Raw genomic sequence first — 16,907 nt, 5'->3', positions numbered from 1 at the left:
GAGAATTCTGGTGATGGCGCCACCTCCGGTGCGGTGGGTTATCGCAGGTCGAGTCCCTGAATACTATCGGTCCGGGGTGGAATTCCGGGGTGGGCGCGCCCGGGCATCGCGGCGGGCCTGCGTGGTCGCGGGATGTTCCGCGACGACCGGTGTGCCCTCCCGGCGCAGCAGTTGCCGTTCGAGTTCCCGGTAGGCGGGTTCGCCCAGTAATTCGATGAGCTCGGCGCGATAGGACTGCCAGACCGGCCGCTCCCCGATATGCGCGTCGGGGGAGCCCGAGCAGTACCAGTCGAGGTCCACACCGCCGGGCCCCCAGCCGCGGCGGTCGTATTCGGTGATCGTCGTCCGCAGGATCTGGACCCCGTCCGGCCGGGTCACCCAGTCCTGGGTCCGGCGAATCGGGAGTTGCCAGCAGACGTCGGGTTTGACCGTATGCGGCTCCAGGCCCCGGCGGACGGCCATGATGTGCAGCGCGCACCCGGCTCCACCCGGGAAATCCGGGCGGTTCAGGAAGATGCAGGCATCGTTGTACCGGCGGGTGCGCTCGGCCGGTTCGTCGTCGAGATCGTCGGTTTCCAGATAGGTCTTGCGGCTGATCTTTCCCTTGTCGTCACGGGCCTGATCCATCAGCTGCCAGTCGGCGGCGGTCAGCATTTTCACGGCTTTGCGCAGGCGTTTGCGATCGTCGTCATCGGAGAGGAACGCGCCGTGCGTGCAGCAGCCGGCATCCGGTTGCTCGGCCAGGATCCCCTGGCAGGCCGGGGTGCCGAATACGCAGGTCCAATGCGAGGTCAGCCAGGTCAGGTCGGCGGCGATCAGATGTTCCTCATCGGCCGGGTCCACGAACTCGAGCCACTCCCGAGGGAAGTCGAGCGGCACTTCCCGGCTCGGCCGCATCTTCGGCATCGGAAGATCGGTCGGAGCGGGGAGGGAGTCGTTCGTGGCTGCGCCAGACGTCACAACCCCTAACGCTAACACCACGACCAGGTCGATCGCTGTTCAGGTGGACCAAGTACCGTGTTCGTGTGCGTCTAGGTGTCCTCGATGTCGGCAGCAACACCGTTCACCTACTGGTGGTGGACGCACACAGGGGTGGTCATCCCATGCCGATGAGCTCCACCAAGGAGTCGTTGCGGCTGTCGGAGAGCATGGACGACGCCGGTCGGATCACGGCCGAGGGGGCGCAGAAACTCGTCGATACGGTGGCCGATTTCGCGAACCTGGCGGCGACGTCCGGCTGCGCGGAACTGATGGCGTTCGCCACTTCGGCGGTGCGTGAGGCGACCAATTCCGACGAGGTGCTGGCGCGAGTGCGTGCGGAGACCGGCGTGGATCTGCGGGTGCTGGCCGGGGCGGACGAGGCCCGCCTGACCTTCCTGGCGGTCCGCCGCTGGTACGGCTGGAGCGCGGGCCGGATCCTCAATCTGGATATCGGCGGCGGCTCGCTGGAGGTGAGCAGCGGCGTCGACGAGGAACCCGATGTCGCGTTGTCGCTGCAGTTGGGGGCCGGCCGGTTGACCCGCAAATGGCTGCCCGAGGATCCGCCCAGTAAGCGCCGGATCGCCATCCTGCGCGACTGGCTGTCCGCCGAACTGGTCGACCCGGCCAAACAACTGACCGAAACCGGAAAGCCCGATCTGGCGGTGGGCACCTCCAAGACCTTCCGGTCCTTGGCCCGGTTGACCGGGGCGGCCCCGTCGGGTGCCGGGCCGCGGGTGCGGCGGACACTGACGAGTTCCGGCCTGCGGCAACTGATCGCATTCATTTCCCGGATGACCGCTGCCGACCGCGCGGAACTGGAGGGGGTCAGCGCCGATCGGTCCCAGCAATTGGTGGCGGGAGCGCTCGTCGCGGAGGCCGCGATGCGTGCGCTATCCCTCGATACGCTGGAAATTTGTCCATGGGCGCTGCGCGAAGGGCTGATTCTGCGCAAACTGGATACCGATATGAATGGTGGACCACTGACAACGAACGCTCCGAATGCGGCGACCGGTAATGGTTCGGTGCCCGGTAGCGGTGCGTCGGCGGGCCCGGTCGAAACGGTGCCTTCATGAGCAGGAACTCCAATCAGCTGTCGGTAGCCGAACTCCTGGCCCGCAACGGTCAGACACCGGCATCCAGCGGCGGTGGGCGCAGACGGCGCGGCGGACGCGGGGTTTCGGTATCCGAACTGACCGGCGATCTACCGGCTGTCGATGCAGGCTCGGCGCACGCCGCACCCGAGGACACCGAGGAGCCGACCGGCGAACCGGCGCCCGCTGATAACGGATACGCACCGCAAGCCTATGCGGGCGAACAGTTTCCGGGCGCGGGTGAGCCGAGCCATTCGCCGATGTCCGGGCCGATCACGGTGTACAACCCGCTGGTCCCGTACCAGTCCGATACGCCCCCGGACGGCTCGCCTGCCCGGCTGGGCGATCCGGGCCCGTACGGCGCCGGGGCGGACGGCTCGGTCCCGGCGGAAGCCCCGGCGCGGAGCGGTCGGCGGCGGCGTCCCGAACCGGACGACGAGATAGCAGTCGACGGCTACCCGGGTGCCGCTCCCGCGACGGAAGGCCCGGCCGGACAGTCCTGGGAGGCCGGACCATCGTCTTCCGGTGGCGGTCGCGCCGCCCGCAGACGTGCCGCCGAAGCGGCGGCCGCGGCGGAAGCTGTCGCTGCCTCGCCCGAAGCGCCTGCGGGATACGGGCAGGAGCCCCCCGGTGGATACGGGCCGGAAGCATTCGGGGGATTCGGGCAGGAGACGCCCGAGGGATACAGGCAGGATGCGCCCGGGGGCTATGGCTTGCCGCCGGAACGGAACGGCTTCGGTGCCTTCCCGGCGCCGGCCGGGCCGGGAACGGACTTCGGGCGGCCCGATATGGGCCCGCCCTGGCCCGGTACGGACGGCGGGCCACCGCGTTTGGGTCCGCCCGCGCCCGCCACGGAGGCGTGGCCCGCGCCCGCCGAGGACTCGCGTCCCAAATTGGAGCGCAGGCGGCGCGGCGCGCGTCCGCTGCCCGATCCGGCACCCTGGCCGGAGCCCGGCGACGCGGCGAACCCGGATCAGGCCACCGCGGTGTGGTCCCTGGCGGAACAGAATCAGCCGTTGCGCTCCGGCCCGCTCGATATCGAGAACCCGCCCGCCGAGCCGCCCCCGCCCCTCGGGAAGGCAGAGCGGGGCGGGCGCCGCGGCAAACGAAACGGCCGCCCCGACCTTGCCCCACCGGCCGGCCCGGGCCCGCTGCCCCCGGATTACGGTGCGGACAACGGTTTCCGTGACACCGATATGTATGCGACGGATGTCCACGGGCCCATGCCCCCGATGCCAGGACCCATGCCACGCGAGCACGGGCCCGAAACGGGTGACTTCGAACCGGATTCCGATATCTATGCCGTCCCCGAGGACGAGACTCCCGCCGCGCCCCGCAAGATCGGTGGCCGTTCGGCACTCACCGGCAGGCTCGGTGCGGCAACCGGGAAATTCACCGCGACCCGCTCCCGCGCCGGCGGCGCCGGTCGCAGCCGGGACCGCGAGGAAGCGGTGGATCCACGCAAACAATGGATCATGCTGGGCGCCCAGAGCGTCGGTGCGGCCGTCGCCGGCATGCTGTTGTTCAAGGGTATGGAGCTGCTGTGGGAGATGCAGCCGCTGGCGGCGCTCGCTCTGGCCGTCGTGGTGATCCTCGGACTCGTGGCATTGGTGCGGATCCTGCGCCGCACCGACGATATTCTCAGTACCGTGATCGCCGTGGTCGTCGGTGTGTTCGTCACACTGGGACCGTTGGCATTTCTACTCAGTACGGGCTGAACGAGGCAGCGATGGCAGGTATTTCCCCCGCGGCCGGTTCGCGGGACGGCGGACGGTCCCGGGGGATCAAGGTCGGTCTCTCCACCGCTTCGGTCTATCCGCAGAACACCGAGGCCGCCTTCCGCTATGCGGCCGAACTGGGTTACGACGGGATCGAATTGATGGTGTGGGCCGAACCGGCCAGCCAGAACCTCGACACCGTGCGCGGTTATGTCCGCAAGTACTCGATACCGGTACTCGCGGTCCACGCCCCGTGCCTGCTGATCTCGCAGCGGGTCTGGGGCGCCGACCCGGTGGCGAAACTGGCGCGCAGTGTCCGCAGCGCGGAAATTCTCGGCGCGGATACCGTGGTGGTACATCCACCGTTCCGCTGGCAGCGCCGGTACGCGGAGGGATTCGCCGAACAGGTAGCGGAATTGGAGCGGCAGAGCTCGGTGTCGGTCGCGGTGGAGAACATGTTCCCGATGCGCGCCGACCGATTGTTCGGCCGCCGGGCCGGCGATATCCGGCGGCTGGAACGCCGTGGCGGCCCGGGCCTGGCGCTGACCGCGTTCAGCCCCACCTACGATCCCACCGATACCGGATACCAGCACTACACTCTCGACCTCTCTCATACAGCCACCGCGGGCACCGACCCGCTGACGCTGGCCGAACGCATGGGCTCCGGCCTGGTGCATCTGCATCTGGCCGACGGCCGCGGCGCCGCGCACGACGAACACCTCATCCCGGGCGAAGGGACCCAGCCGTGTGCGGAGGTCTGCGCCGCGCTGGTCGGCAATGGTTTCGCCGGGCACGCGGTCGCCGAGATCAACACCCAGGAAGCCCGCAGCACCGCGGCCCGCGCGGAGATGCTGAATCGCACTCTCGAGTTCGCCCGCACCCACCTGAATCCAGCGGTCAGCTCGCTGTGCTGAGTGTTGCCGGAGGCAACCGGCCGGTTGAATCGGGACAATCGGTAGTGTTTGTATAGAATAGCCCTTCCTCTCACACCCCCGCGAGGAACGACCCGTAGGCTGGTCCCCCAGGAACGTGGCACCGGCGGTGCCCAGTTGAGCGAGCGCCTTGGAGGTACAACCCCATACTCGACCGGATGTGCCCAGCGGCACCACCGAGCCCAGCGAGGCCCTCGGAAGTTCCCACAATCCCGATCGGACGTCCCCGGCGGCGCGCCGAAAACACAGGAGAGCGATGACGACGGAGCTGAGCACCGATATCGACCGGGTGCAGTCGGAGGCGCCGTTCAGCCGTGTCTGTGCGCTGACCGAGCTGGCCGCGGACGAACCGGGTGCGGGGCGGTATCGCGGGATCATCGACGATATCTGGACCATCGGGCCGAAGGTGCACGGTGGGACGATCGTCGCCGGTTCGGCCGCGGCCGCGACGCGGTGGTTGCGCACCGTGGAACCGGACCGGGCCGCTATGGCGCCGCTGTCGGGCAGCACCGATTTCCTGGGGGCACCGGAGCCCGGTGAGGTTCTCTACGAGGTGTCCATCCGCAAGGTCGGCCGGCAGATCTGTCTCGTGGACGTGATGCTCATCCAGCGCGGACGGCCGCTGGTGCGTACCGCGTTCACCTTCGGTCATCTGGACGGCCCGGATCGGATCCCGCTGCACGCTCCGGCGCTCACCGATCTACCGGTGGAACCGGCCGCCGATGCCATCGGCTACGAACCGGGTTCGTCAATGGGGCGGATCGTGCACGTGGCCCGCGGTATGGAGGCGTTCCTGGACCGCGAATGGGCGCCGTTCATCGAGAACGAGCACGGCGAACCGCGGCTGCGGATGTGGCTGCGGCCGCGGCCGAAGGATCAGGCGGACCCGGAGGTCGCGTCGTTCATCGCGATGATGGCCGCGGATATGTGCCCGCCGGTGCCCACGAACCTGGGCTATTTCGGCTGGTCCCCGACTGTTCAGATGACGACCTACCTGCGGCGCCGGCCGGCCCCCGGCTGGTTGCGCATCATCGCCACCACCCACGAGGTGGGCGGCGGCATGTTCGATTCGGACCAGATAGTCGTCGACTCCACCGGCACCCTGGTGGCGCAGAGCCGCCAGCTCGCCCTGCTCCCGTCTCCTAAACGCTGAACCCACCCCGCCGTTGCCCCCACCGCCACCGCGCCTTGGTGCAGCGGTTCACCTTCATGGTTCGGGGCCCGTCTCGATTCTGGAGCGACAGAGCGGGGGAGCGAAGCGGAGGAGCGGCGGAGTGAAGAATCGAGACAAAAGGGGGCGCCGAACCCGCGCCGCCGAGTACACAGCCCCCCGGACCCCGCGCGCGACGGCGCGCGATCAACAATGTCCCTATGACACGTATTGCGGTTATCGGCGGGGGCCGGATCGGCGAGGCCTTGATTGCCGGCCTGCTGGAGGCGGGGCGGGCCGTCAAAGACCTGGTTGTCGTCGAAACTCATGCCGATCGGGCGGAACTGCTCGCCGGCCGTTTCGGGGTGCGGGTGACCGATGTGGTCGCCGACGCGGCCACGGGCGCCGACCTGCTGGTGGTCGCGGTGAAGCCGGTCGATGTCGACGCGGTACTCACCGAACTGGGGAAAACGGATTTCGACGGTGACCGGGATCAGATCCTGGTCTCGCTGGTAGCGGGTGTTCCGACGGCCCGGCTGGAGGGCAAGCTGCCTGCGGGGTTCCCCGTGGTCCGGGTCATGCCGAATACCCCGATGCTGGTCGGCGAGGGAATGAGTGTGCTCGCGGCCGGGCGCTACGCGAAACGGGAGCAGCTGGATCTGGTGACCGAACTGCTGAGTTCGGTGGGCCAGGTGTGCGTGGTACCCGAAACGCAGATGGATGCGGTGACCGCGGTATCGGGCTCCGGGCCCGCCTACTTCTTCCTCGTGGTGGAGGCGATGATCGAGGCCGGGGTGGGGCTCGGGCTGACCCGGGACATTGCCACTCAGCTGGTCACCCAGACCATGCTCGGCTCGGCGGCCATGCTGGCGGAGTCGGGGCAGAGTGCCGTGGATCTGCGGGCGGCGGTCACCTCGCCGGCCGGAACCACCGCGGCGGCCCTGCGCGAGCTGGAGCGGTCGGGGCTGCGCTCGGCGTTCCTGGAGGCGCTGCACGCGGCCAAACAGCGTTCCGCGGAACAGGGAGCGTCCACAGAATGACCGGACGATTCCCAGCGTATGAACCTGTTTTCTCACTCCCGTCGCAGTAATCCCACTGGTCCCGCTAAGCTTCAAGGAGCACGTGCGTGTCTGTTCCGCCGGTGGGGAAGCCGGCGGCGCGGACGTGCCGGAGGTCAGTGGTGCGATGATGTCTTCTAACAAGATGTCCGCTAGTGGCGGCGGTGGTTCGTCGCCCGGACAATCGATACTCGGTGGCGGTACGCAATTTCTCACCGTCGCCGAGGTGGCAAATCTGATGCGAGTATCGAAGATGACGGTGTACCGGCTGGTGCACTCGGGCGAGTTACCGGCGGTCCGCGTCGGGAGATCGTTCCGCGTGCATGCCAAGGCGGTGCACGAATATCTGGAGACGTCCTACTTCGATGCCGGGTGAAGGCGGTTACCGGTCCCGTTCCGCGGGCCGGTAACATCAACCCTCGCTGTGTTGGATCGGCGGCGCTCGGCCTGCCCTCGGGCGGTCGGGCCCAGTCGCCGTGTCCAGGGCTGAGAGCTCAACCCCGAGCAACCGGGCGTACGGCCGGATAGTTGACGTAAGCGAGCGCGTGACGCGCCGAGGAGAGAACGCGAGGACACCCTATGGGTTCTGTGATCAAGAAGCGCCGCAAGCGCATGTCGAAGAAGAAGCACCGCAAGCTGCTTCGTCGCACCCGCGTGCAGCGGCGCAAACTCGGCAAGTAAGCGCGACCGAGCGTCGTACTCGGAAAAACCCGCTACCATTCGGTGGCGGGTTTTTCGTTGCGTTTCGGTCAGCTGAAGTTGGGGTTAGATCCCCGTTAAGGACGGCGGGGTTCGCGGTCGCGGCCACTAGTGTGGTAGGCGGAACATTTGAGCGGGGGTCCGATGCTCGAGGTGGGACGGTCCGGTGCAGGTGGACACTGATGCGAACGGCAGATACAAGCCGAAGGTGGTGCTGGTCACCGGTGCCAGTCGTTACTTCGGTGGCAGCGTCGTGTGCCGGCTGGTCGACGATCCCGATATCGAACGGGTTGTCGCAGTCGATGTACTGACCCCCGGCCCGCCGCTGCGCCGCCGAATGGGCCGCGCCGAATTCGTCCGCGCCGATATTCGGAATCCGCTCATTCGTAAAGTCATCGAACGTCACGGGGTCGATACCGTGGTACATACCGCGGTTCTGTCGCAACCCCCGTCCGGGGGCGGCCGGGCGGCGATGAAAGATATGAATGTTCTGGGCGCGATGCAGTTGTTCGCGGTCTGCCAGAAATCATCGACTGTGCGCCGGGTGGTGTTGCGCTCGAGTTCCGGGGTATACGGCGGCAGTGCCAAGGATCCCGCCAAATTCACCGAAGAAATGAGCGCGCGCACGCCGCCGGGCGGCTGGTTCGCCCGCGACATGATCGAGGTCGAAGGTTTCGTGCGCGGCCTGGCCCGGCGCCGCCCGGATATCAATGCCATAACGTTGCGCTTGGCGCCGATCATCGGCCCCGGCCTGGGTGGCCGCGCCGCGCAACTGCTGCGTTCGCCGATTACACCCACCGTGCTCGGCCGGGACGCGCGCATGCAGTTCCTGCACGAAGAAGACGCGGTCGCCGCGCTGGTTCACGCCACCGGAGCGGGGCCGGGCGGTACCTACAATGTGGCCGGAGACGGCGCCCTCGCGCTCTCGCAGGCGGTACGTCGCGCCGGCCGGATCGCGATGCCGGTACCGTGGTCAGTGTTCCGAACCGTCGGCCGGTCCCTGATGGGTCCGGTGATGCGTGATTTCAGCTCCGAACAGCTCGACTATTTCCTTTTCGGTTGTGGTCTGGACACGACGCGTATGCGCGCCGAACTGGGTTTCGAGCCGCGCTGGACGACGGTACAGGCGTTCGACGACTTCACCGGGGGCGCAGCGTTGCGGCCCGTAGTCGATCCAGCGTGGATCGACGCCGCAGAAAACAAACTGCTCGGCCTGTTGAGGGTCGGTACGGGAGCACATACATGAACGACGTCGCCAAAGTCATACGGCTGCAAGATCTTTCCTCCGTGCCGCGGCCACGGCCCCCGGCACGGGACTGGACCGGTTCGGAGGACCGGTCCGTCACATCATTGATCGACCGGCTGACCCCACCCGCCCCACCCACACCGCGTTCCGTGGGTGATCTGGTGCGCGACGCCGTCGGCAAGGGAATCGGGCGTACCGCCGAGTTCGCCCGTCGCCGGCTCGCCGGTGATTACCAGGTCGACGAATTCGGCTTCGACGAGCACCTCCTCGAATCGGTGCTGCTACCCGCTATGCGGCCCCTCGCCGAGAACTGGTTCCGGGTTCAGGTGAACGGAATGGAGAACATTCCGGAGGCCGGTGGCGCGCTGATCGTGGCCAACCACGCCGGCACCGTCCCGCTCGACGGGCTCATGCTCCAGCTCGCGGTGCACGACCATCACCCCAAGCAGCGCGCGCTACGCCTGCTGGCGGCCGATCTGGTCTTCGAAATGCCGATGGTGGGTTCGCTCGCCCGCAAGGCCGGGCACACCCTGGCCTGCCGTCCCGACGCCGAACGCCTGTTGCGGTCCGGCGAGATCACCGGTGTCTTCCCGGAAGGATTCAAGGGTGTCGGCAAGCAGTACGCCGACCGATACAAACTCCAGCGTTTCGGTCGCGGTGGATTCGTCGCCGCCGCGGTGCGCACCGGTGTGCCGATCATCCCGTGCTCCATCGTCGGGTCCGAAGAGATCTATCCGAAGCTCGCCGATGTCAAGCCGCTGGCCCGGCTGCTCGGCCTGCCGTACTTCCCGGTGACCCCCACGTTCCCGCATCTGGGCCCGCTGGGCGCGATCCCGCTGCCCTCGAAGTGGTACATCGAATTCGGTACCCCGATCACCACCACCCAATACGAATCCGAGGACGCCGACGACCCGATGCTCATGTTCGAGGTCACCGACCAGGTCCGCGAGACGATCCAGCAGACCCTCTACAAACTCCTGATCAAGCGCCGCAACGCCTTCATGGGCTGAGATTGCGTTATCGGCGCCGGAGCGCGCGGGGTTTCGACCTCCGCGGCCGGGCCGAAACCCCCGAGGGCGTCGCTGAACTCGGCGGTGCCGCCGGGCACGTTTGCGGTCGGCGGGCGTGGTCAGTGGTTGCGGCGACGGGTGACTGCCGCCGCCACCGCGCCGCCGGCCGCGCCGAGAGCCAACGCTGTCGGAACTCCGATCTTCGCGGCTTTTCGTCCGGTGCGGAAATCGCGGATCTCCCAGCCACGGGCCTTGGCGACTTCGCGTAGATCGGAATCCGGGTTGATGGCCACCGCGGTGCCGGTGAGCGAAAGCATCGGCACATCGTTGTGGCTGTCGGAGTAGGCGGTGCAACGTTTGAGATTGAGGCCTTCGCGAATGGCCAGCGCGCGGACCGCGTGCGCTTTTCCGAGGCCGTGCAGAATATCGCCGACCAGACGGCCGGTGAACTGGCCGTCGACACTTTCGGCCACCGTGCCGAGGGCTCCTGTCAAACCGAGCCGTTTGGCGATCACCTGGGCCAATTCGACCGGGGTCGCGGTGACCAGCCAGACCTGCTGACCGGCGTCCAGGTGCATTTGTGCCAGCGCGCGGGTACCCGGCCAGATCTTGTCGGCGATGATCTCGTCGTAGATTTCTTCGCCGAGTGCCGCCAGTTCGGCCGTGGAACGGCCGGCGATGAATTCCAACGCTTTTTCTTTACCGGTGGCCATATCGGTGCTGTTCTCTTTGCCGGTGATCCGGAACTTCACCTGCTTCCACGCAATATCCACCAGATCGGCGCTGCGGAAATACTTGCGTGCGGCCAGGCCGCGGGCGAAATGCACGATCGAGGCGCCCTGCACCATCGTGTTGTCCACGTCGAAGAATGCCGCGGCGGTGAGATCGAGCGGCACCTCGGGAGCGCCGGTATCGGCCGCACCGGCCCGTTCGGCGTCTTGTAGGGCCAAGGCGGCATCGGCGCTCGCCTCACCGGCGACGTTGGCGCGGACCTCCTCCTCGCTGGGCCCGAACGGGCTGCGCGAGATACGCGCCAGCTGCTCGGTAAGGCCCTGCCCGAGCGGCCCCAGATTCCAGCGCACCGGAAGTTCCCCGAACCGGCCCGCGATGAATCCGGTTTTCCCCACCTTCGATCGTTCCGGCACCAGTACCTCCGCCTGTTCGCGCGAATCACGTCCACACTAACCGGACGGGCGCCCCGGGACGCACCGCAGTGGCACGGAGGGGCCGGCGGGGCGGGTTGAATATCGGTTATGACCAACCCGACGGGCCATGAGGTGACACTGCTTACTCGCGCCGGCTGCGCGCTGTGCGACCGGGCGCTGGACCAGCTACGAGAGATTTGCGCGGAATTCGATCTCACCCCCCGCGTGGTGGATGTGGACGAGGCGGCCGGCACGGATCCTGCGCTGCGCGCGGAATACGGCGACCGGCTCCCCGTTGTCCTGCTCAACGGCCGGGAGCACAGCTATTTCGATGTCGACGAAACGCGCTTGCGCAGCGACCTCGGTCGCTGACGCCGCCTCCGGGCCTGACTCGTTCATGCTCTGCCTATTGCGCATGAGCGAGATCGGCGATCGGTCCGCATGGTTGGGCCGAGGCCGGAGCGAAGGCGGAGGTATCGCACTACGGCCTCCGGGCCTGACTCATGCGGAATTGCGGCCGCTGATCGTACAAGGCCGGGCCGCGACACAAAATGAGGCGAATTTCACCGACTTTGTGCATGGGTTCACAAGCAGTTACGGTGGTGGCACGCGAACCGCAGGCCGGGGCGAGTATCCGGCCGCCGGTAGCAGGTGAATCAACCCGATATCCGACCCCCGGCGCATGAACAATGGCGGAGGTCGCCGACCACCCGGGCCGTCTTCCGGCCCGCACGAGGAGCCGAGGACGTGACAGAGCACCATGAGACGCGCGGCGTCTCCGGCGATGCTCCCATCACTACTCGCACACCGCAGAAGGACATCCCCCAGGCTACGGTGGCCCGCCTCGCCACGTATCTCCGGGTGCTCGCCCTGCTGACCGATGACGGTGTCGCCATCGTATCCAGTGAGGAGCTGGCTGTCGCGGCGGGTGTCAATTCGGCCAAACTGCGCAAGGATCTGTCCTTCCTGGGCCCCAACGGAGTTCGCGGTGTCGGCTACGACGTGGCCCGGCTGCGGGCCCGGATCGAAGATGTTCTGGGCCTGGCCGACGGGCATCGGGTGGTCCTGGTCGGCGCGGGCAATCTGGGTCGTGCGCTGGTGGGTTACCGCGGCTTCCGGCGGCGGGGGTTCGCCGTGGTGGGGATTTTCGACAACGACCCCGAGGTGATCGGCGGGGAGGTCGAGGGGCTGCGGGTGCGTGACGCCACCGACCTGGCCGCCGAGATCGCGCTGCTACGCCCCACCATCGCGGTGATCGCGGTGCCCGACGACAGCGCCCAGCAGGTCTGCGACGAACTGGTCGCGGCCGGTATGCAGTCCATCCTGAGTTTCGCCCTGTGCCCGCTGACCGCGCCCGCCGGTGTCGAGTTACGGCGGGTGGATCTCGCGGTGGAGATGCAGATGCTCTCCTTCGAGCGGGTCCGCAATGCCGAGGCGGATGAGTCCGCCGACGGTGTGACCACGGCAGATGTGGCGGAGACCGCCCCCGGACCGGCGAATGAAACCGGCGCCGGCGGTGTTGTACCGAGCAGTGCCGTACCCACCGCCCGCACCTTGAACGGCTCCGGCCGGATCGCTCGCCGGGTGCCCGCGCATCCGACGCCGGGCCCCGCCGGGCTTTCCCATTGCGCGGCGCAGGCCGCCCAGACGACCTCGCATACGGCAACGGAGCCAACCAGCAAGGGATCGGTGGTCACACCATGAGCGTTCTTCTCGTCGGGATCTCCCATCGCAGCGCACCCGTTGCGATGCTGGAGAAGGTGGCGATCACCGATGCCGATCGGCCCAAACTGATCGACCGCATGCTGGCCTCGAGCCATATCTCCGAAGCGATGATCGTCTCGACCTGCAACCGGGTGGAGATCTACGCGGTGGTCGACGCGTTCCACGGCGGTCTCGCCGATGTCGGCGAACTGCTGACGGCGCATTCCGGTCTGCCGATGCCCGAACTCACCCGCCACGCCTACGTTCGCTACAGCGAGGCCGCCGCCGAGCATCTGTTCGCGGTCGCCAGCGGGCTGGATTCGATGGTGGTCGGTGAACAGCAGGTCCTCAGCCAGATCCGCAGTGCCTACACCACCGCCGACGCCCAGCAGGCCGTCGGGCGCACCCTGCACGAGCTGTCGCAACAGGCGTTGCGGGTCGGCAAGCGGGTGCACTCGGAGACCGGTATCGACCGGGCCGGCGCCTCGGTGGTGTCGGTGGCGCTGGACCGGGCGACCACGGTCCTGGGATCACTGGCCGGCCGGACGGCGGCGGTGATCGGTGCCGGCGCGATGGGCGGGCTGTCCGTCGCGCATCTGTCGCGCGCCGGAATCGGGCAGATCCTGGTGGTCAACCGCACGATCGAACGGGCCGAACGCCTGGCCGCGACCGCGGAATCGCACGGTGTGGCGGCGCAGGCCTACGAACTGGGCCGGCTCACCGAGGCGCTGTCGGCGGCCGATGTGGTGATCACCTGCACGGGTGCGGTCGGTTCGGTGGTGACCCTCGCCGACGCGCACAACGCGCTGTCGGATCGGGAACGCCGCACCGGGCAGCCGCTGGTGTTCTGCGATCTCGGATTGCCGCGCGATGTCGATCACGCGGTAGCGGGGCTACCCGGTGTCACCGTGATCGATATCGAGACTCTGCAGCACGACCCCGCCGCGGGCGCGGCCGCCGACGATACCGCCGCGGCACGCGCCATCGTGGCCGACGAACTCGCCAAGTATCTGGCCGGTCAGCGGATGGCCGAGGTCACGCCGACCGTAGCGGCGCTGCGGCAGCGGGCCGCGGAAGTGGTCGAAGCCGAACTGCTCCGGCTGGACTCCCGCCTGCCCGGACTGGCCGATCCGGCCCGCGACGAGGTGGCCCGGACGGTCCGCCGAGTGGTCGACAAGCTGCTGCACGCGCCGACGGTGCGGGTGAAACAGCTGGCCACCACCCCGGGCGGCGACAGCTATGCCGAGGCCCTGCGCGAACTGTTCGAACTCAAACCCGGAGCGGCCCAGGCGGTGGCGGCACCGATGGAGATCAGCCGCGCGGAACACAACGGTGCCGGCTGGATGGGACTGGACGGCGAGGTCGCGCTCGCCGACGATTTCACCCCCGGCGGCCACGACGAACAGGAGCAGTCGACATGACGATCCTGCACGGCGAAGGCGCGGTACCCGCCGCGGAACCGGGTGGCCGGCCGGTGTACCGGATCGGTACCCGCGGCAGCCTGCTCGCCCGTACCCAGGCCGGTGATGTGCGGGACGCGCTCATCGCGACCGGGCAACCGGCGGAACTCGTGGTGATCGAAACGCCGGGCGATCTGTCCACCGGGCCGGTCGAAGATATCGGTGTCGGTGTCTTCACCAGCGCGTTGCGCGCCGAACTGGCCGCCGGGACCATCGATATCGCGGTGCATTCGTATAAGGACCTGCCCACCGCCGGTGACGACCGTTTCGTTCTCGCCGCCGTGCCGGTGCGCCAGGATCCGCGGGACGCGCTCGTCGCCCGGGACGGCATGGTGCTCGGTGAGCTACCCCCGGGCGCGGTGGTCGGTACCTCCGCTCCGCGCCGGGTCGCACAACTGCGCGCACTCGGGCTGGGTCTCGATATCCAGCCGCTGCGCGGCAATCTGGACACCCGGCTGCGCAAGGTCGCCGAGCGGGAGCTGGACGCGGTGGTCGTCGCCCGCGCCGGACTCGCCCGCATCGGCCGGCTGGATGCCGTCACCGAAGCTTTGGAACCCGTGCAGATCCTGCCCGCACCCGCTCAGGGGGCGCTGGCCGTGGAATGCCGGGCCGCCGATACCGAACTGATCGAGTTGCTGGCCCACCTCGACGATCACGGCACCAGAACCGCCGTGACCGCCGAACGGGCCCTGCTCGCCGAACTCGAGGCGGGCTGCACTGCGCCCGTCGGAGCGATCGCCGAAATCGTCGAGTCTCTGGACGACGACGGGCGAATCGTCGAGGAGCTGTCGTTGCGGGGCTGTGCCGCCGCACTCGACGGTTCCGATGTGATACGGGCCTCGACGGTGGGAGCACCGGAGCAGGCCGCGGAACTCGGCCGCGCACTGGCCCGCGAGCTGCTGGATCTGGGCGCGCACGAGCTACTCGCCGCCGAACCCGGCACCGCGGATTCGTCCGCCGCGCCGGCCGGTAACAACACCACCCCGGTGGGAACGAGCACCGCCGCAGCGGAGTCGGGCGCCGCGACCGAACAATCGAGCGGCACTGCCGCAACACGATCGAGCGGCACTGCCGCAGCGGGAACGCGCACCGCCACGGACTTCACCGAACCCAGTCCCATGGAGAACAACCGATGAGTCGAGCCAGCAAGAAGCATCCGGGGCGGATCCTGTTCGTAGGATCGGGCCCGGGGGACCCGGCATTGCTGACCACCCGATCCCGCGAAGTGCTGTGCCGGGCCACCCTTGCGTTCACCGATCCCGACGTGGACGCCGGAGTACTCGCCCTGATCGGCACCGAGGTCGAAGCCGACCCCGACGGGGAGCACCCCGTGGATGTGCGGCCCGCCCTCGGCGATCCTGCCGAGGTCGCCAAGACCTTGATCGCCGAGGCCAGGAACGGCCACGATGTGGTGCGCGTGGTCTCCGGTGACCCGCTCACCACCGACGCGGTGATCGCCGAGGTCACCACGGTCACCCGGTCGCATATCGTTTTCGAGGTGCTACCCGGCCTGCCGTCCGGATCGACGGTGCCGAGCTATGCCGGTATCGCGCTGGGCTCCGGGCACACCGAGGCCGATGTGCGCGGCGAGGTGGATTGGCCGGCGCTGGCCGCGGCCCCCGGCCCGCTGGTGCTGCACGCGACCTCCGGTCACCTTGCCGAAACGGCGAGCGCGCTGGTCGAACACGGTATGGCGCCGCAGACCCCGGTCGCGGTCACGGTCCGCGGCACCACCCGGCAGCAGCGCACCATCGAGGCCACCCTGGCCACGTTGAACAGCGCCGCCTCCGAACTGGTCGGCCCGCTGGTCGTGACGATCGGCAAAGCCGTCGCACAGCGGTCGAAGATGTCCTGGTGGGAGTCGCGGGCGCTCTACGGCTGGACCGTTCTGGTGCCGCGCACCAAGGATCAGGCCGGCGAGATGAGTGAGCGGCTGGTCACCCACGGCGCCATCCCGAAGGAAGTCCCGACCATCGCGGTCGAACCGCCCCGCAGCCCGGCGCAGATGGAGCGCGCGGTCAAGGGTCTGGTGGACGGCCGCTACCAGTGGGTGGTGTTCACCTCCACCAACGCGGTCCGCGCGGTCTGGGAGAAGTTCGCCGAATTCGGACTGGACGCGCGGGCGTTCTCGGGCGTGAAGATCGCCTGTGTGGGCGAGGCCACCGCCGAGAAGGTCCGCTCGTTCGGAATCAACCCGGAACTGCTGCCCAGCGGGGAACAGTCCTCACTGGGCCTGCTCGCCGACTTCCCGCCCTACGACGACGTCTTCGATCCGGTGAACCGGGTGCTACTCCCGCGCGCTGATATCGCGACGGAAACGCTCGCGGAGGGCCTGCGCGAACGCGGCTGGGAGATCGACGATGTGACGGCCTACCGCACGGTCCGCGCCTCGCCGCCGCCCGCCGAAACCCGCGAGATGATCAAGACCGGCGGTTTCGACGCGGTCCTGTTCACCTCGAGCTCCACGGTCCGGAACCTGGTGGGTATCGCCGGCAAACCGCACGCCCGCACGATCGTGGCCTGCATCGGCCCGAAAACGGCGGAAACGGCGGTCGAATTCGGCCTCCGCGTCGATGTGCAGCCCGAGGTGGCCCAGGTCGGCCCCCTGGTGGAGGCGCTGGCCGAACACGCCGCCCGGCTCCGCGCCGAGGGCCTGCTCCCCCCGCCCCGGAAGAAGAGCCGCCGCAGCCGGTAGCAGAACGGCACACCGGAA

General features: G+C 68.4%; 16 protein-coding genes. 14 read left to right on the top strand and 2 right to left on the bottom strand.

The genetic code is table 11. The features are described 5' to 3' along the window. Positions 1–63 precede the first annotated feature (63 nt). Positions 64–897, bottom strand: coding sequence for a hypothetical protein (locus ACIA75_RS01250; RefSeq protein ID WP_397100827.1), 834 nt, complete (start codon positions 895–897; stop codon positions 64–66). A gap of 128 nt (positions 898–1,025) precedes the next feature. On the opposite strand from ACIA75_RS01250, the gene ACIA75_RS01245 reads away from it, so the two are divergent. From ACIA75_RS01245 to ACIA75_RS01205, 9 genes are all read left to right on the top strand, one after another. Beyond that, positions 1,026–2,054, top strand: coding sequence for a hypothetical protein (locus ACIA75_RS01245; RefSeq protein WP_397098614.1), 1,029 nt, complete (start codon positions 1,026–1,028; stop codon positions 2,052–2,054). After that, positions 2,051–3,790, top strand: coding sequence for a hypothetical protein (locus tag ACIA75_RS01240; RefSeq protein ID WP_397098612.1), 1,740 nt, complete (start codon positions 2,051–2,053; stop codon positions 3,788–3,790). The genes ACIA75_RS01245 and ACIA75_RS01240 overlap by 4 nt, the downstream gene beginning before the upstream one ends. An 11-nt stretch (positions 3,791–3,801) precedes the next feature. Beyond that, entirely contained in the window at positions 3,802–4,704 is a 903-nt protein-coding gene (locus ACIA75_RS01235) for a sugar phosphate isomerase/epimerase family protein (protein ID WP_397098610.1), read from the top strand. A gap of 274 nt (positions 4,705–4,978) precedes the next feature. Further along, positions 4,979–5,875, top strand: a complete 897-nt coding sequence (locus ACIA75_RS01230; RefSeq protein WP_397098608.1) for a thioesterase family protein — start codon at positions 4,979–4,981, stop codon at positions 5,873–5,875. A 218-nt stretch (positions 5,876–6,093) separates the two neighbouring features. Continuing rightward, a complete protein-coding gene (gene proC, locus ACIA75_RS01225; RefSeq protein WP_397098606.1) occupies positions 6,094–6,912 on the top strand; it encodes a pyrroline-5-carboxylate reductase in 819 nt (272 codons plus the stop codon). 145 nt (positions 6,913–7,057) lie between these two features. Then, positions 7,058–7,306, top strand: a complete 249-nt coding sequence (locus ACIA75_RS01220) for a helix-turn-helix domain-containing protein (RefSeq protein ID WP_397100825.1) — start codon at positions 7,058–7,060, stop codon at positions 7,304–7,306. A gap of 203 nt (positions 7,307–7,509) precedes the next feature. Continuing rightward, a complete protein-coding gene (locus ACIA75_RS01215; protein ID WP_003402602.1) occupies positions 7,510–7,611 on the top strand; it encodes a 30S ribosomal protein bS22 in 102 nt (33 codons plus the stop codon). A 190-nt stretch (positions 7,612–7,801) separates the two neighbouring features. Beyond that, the gene (locus tag ACIA75_RS01210; RefSeq protein WP_397098604.1) at positions 7,802–8,875 is read left to right on the top strand and encodes an NAD-dependent epimerase/dehydratase family protein; all 1,074 of its coding nucleotides are present in this window, start codon (positions 7,802–7,804) and stop codon (positions 8,873–8,875) included. Then, positions 8,872–9,885, top strand: coding sequence for a lysophospholipid acyltransferase family protein (locus ACIA75_RS01205; protein WP_397098602.1), 1,014 nt, complete (start codon positions 8,872–8,874; stop codon positions 9,883–9,885). The genes ACIA75_RS01210 and ACIA75_RS01205 overlap by 4 nt, the downstream gene beginning before the upstream one ends. A 119-nt stretch (positions 9,886–10,004) precedes the next feature. On the opposite strand, the gene ACIA75_RS01200 is transcribed toward ACIA75_RS01205, so the two are convergent. Next, positions 10,005–10,955, bottom strand: coding sequence for an HAD family hydrolase (locus ACIA75_RS01200; protein WP_397100823.1), 951 nt, complete (start codon positions 10,953–10,955; stop codon positions 10,005–10,007). A 183-nt stretch (positions 10,956–11,138) separates the two neighbouring features. On the opposite strand from ACIA75_RS01200, the gene ACIA75_RS01195 reads away from it, so the two are divergent. The 5 genes from ACIA75_RS01195 to ACIA75_RS01175 all read left to right on the top strand — a co-directional run bounded on the left by ACIA75_RS01195 (position 11,139) and on the right by ACIA75_RS01175 (position 16,889). Further along, positions 11,139–11,402: a glutaredoxin family protein gene (locus tag ACIA75_RS01195; protein WP_397098600.1), complete on the top strand. Its 264-nt coding sequence runs from the start codon at positions 11,139–11,141 to the stop codon at positions 11,400–11,402. 375 nt (positions 11,403–11,777) lie between these two features. Continuing rightward, on the top strand, positions 11,778–12,734 hold the full coding sequence (locus ACIA75_RS01190; protein ID WP_397098598.1) for a redox-sensing transcriptional repressor Rex: 957 nt from the start codon (positions 11,778–11,780) through the stop codon (positions 12,732–12,734). Continuing rightward, complete coding sequence (locus tag ACIA75_RS01185) at positions 12,731–14,155, top strand: glutamyl-tRNA reductase (RefSeq protein WP_397098596.1); 1,425 nt, start codon at positions 12,731–12,733, stop codon at positions 14,153–14,155. The genes ACIA75_RS01190 and ACIA75_RS01185 overlap by 4 nt, the downstream gene beginning before the upstream one ends. After that, on the top strand, positions 14,152–15,330 hold the full coding sequence (gene hemC, locus ACIA75_RS01180) for a hydroxymethylbilane synthase (RefSeq protein ID WP_397098594.1): 1,179 nt from the start codon (positions 14,152–14,154) through the stop codon (positions 15,328–15,330). The genes ACIA75_RS01185 and hemC overlap by 4 nt, the downstream gene beginning before the upstream one ends. After that, on the top strand, positions 15,327–16,889 hold the full coding sequence (locus tag ACIA75_RS01175; RefSeq protein ID WP_397098592.1) for a uroporphyrinogen-III synthase: 1,563 nt from the start codon (positions 15,327–15,329) through the stop codon (positions 16,887–16,889). Before hemC ends, ACIA75_RS01175 begins: the two co-directional genes overlap by 4 nt. Positions 16,890–16,907: the final 18 nt, after the last annotated feature.

The organism is Nocardia sp. NPDC051750 (assembly GCF_044453135.1).
GTDB lineage: Bacteria > Actinomycetota > Actinomycetes > Mycobacteriales > Mycobacteriaceae > Nocardia.
The sequence above is the reverse complement of the archived record's forward strand: the minus strand, read 5'-3'. Positions and strand labels throughout refer to the sequence as shown.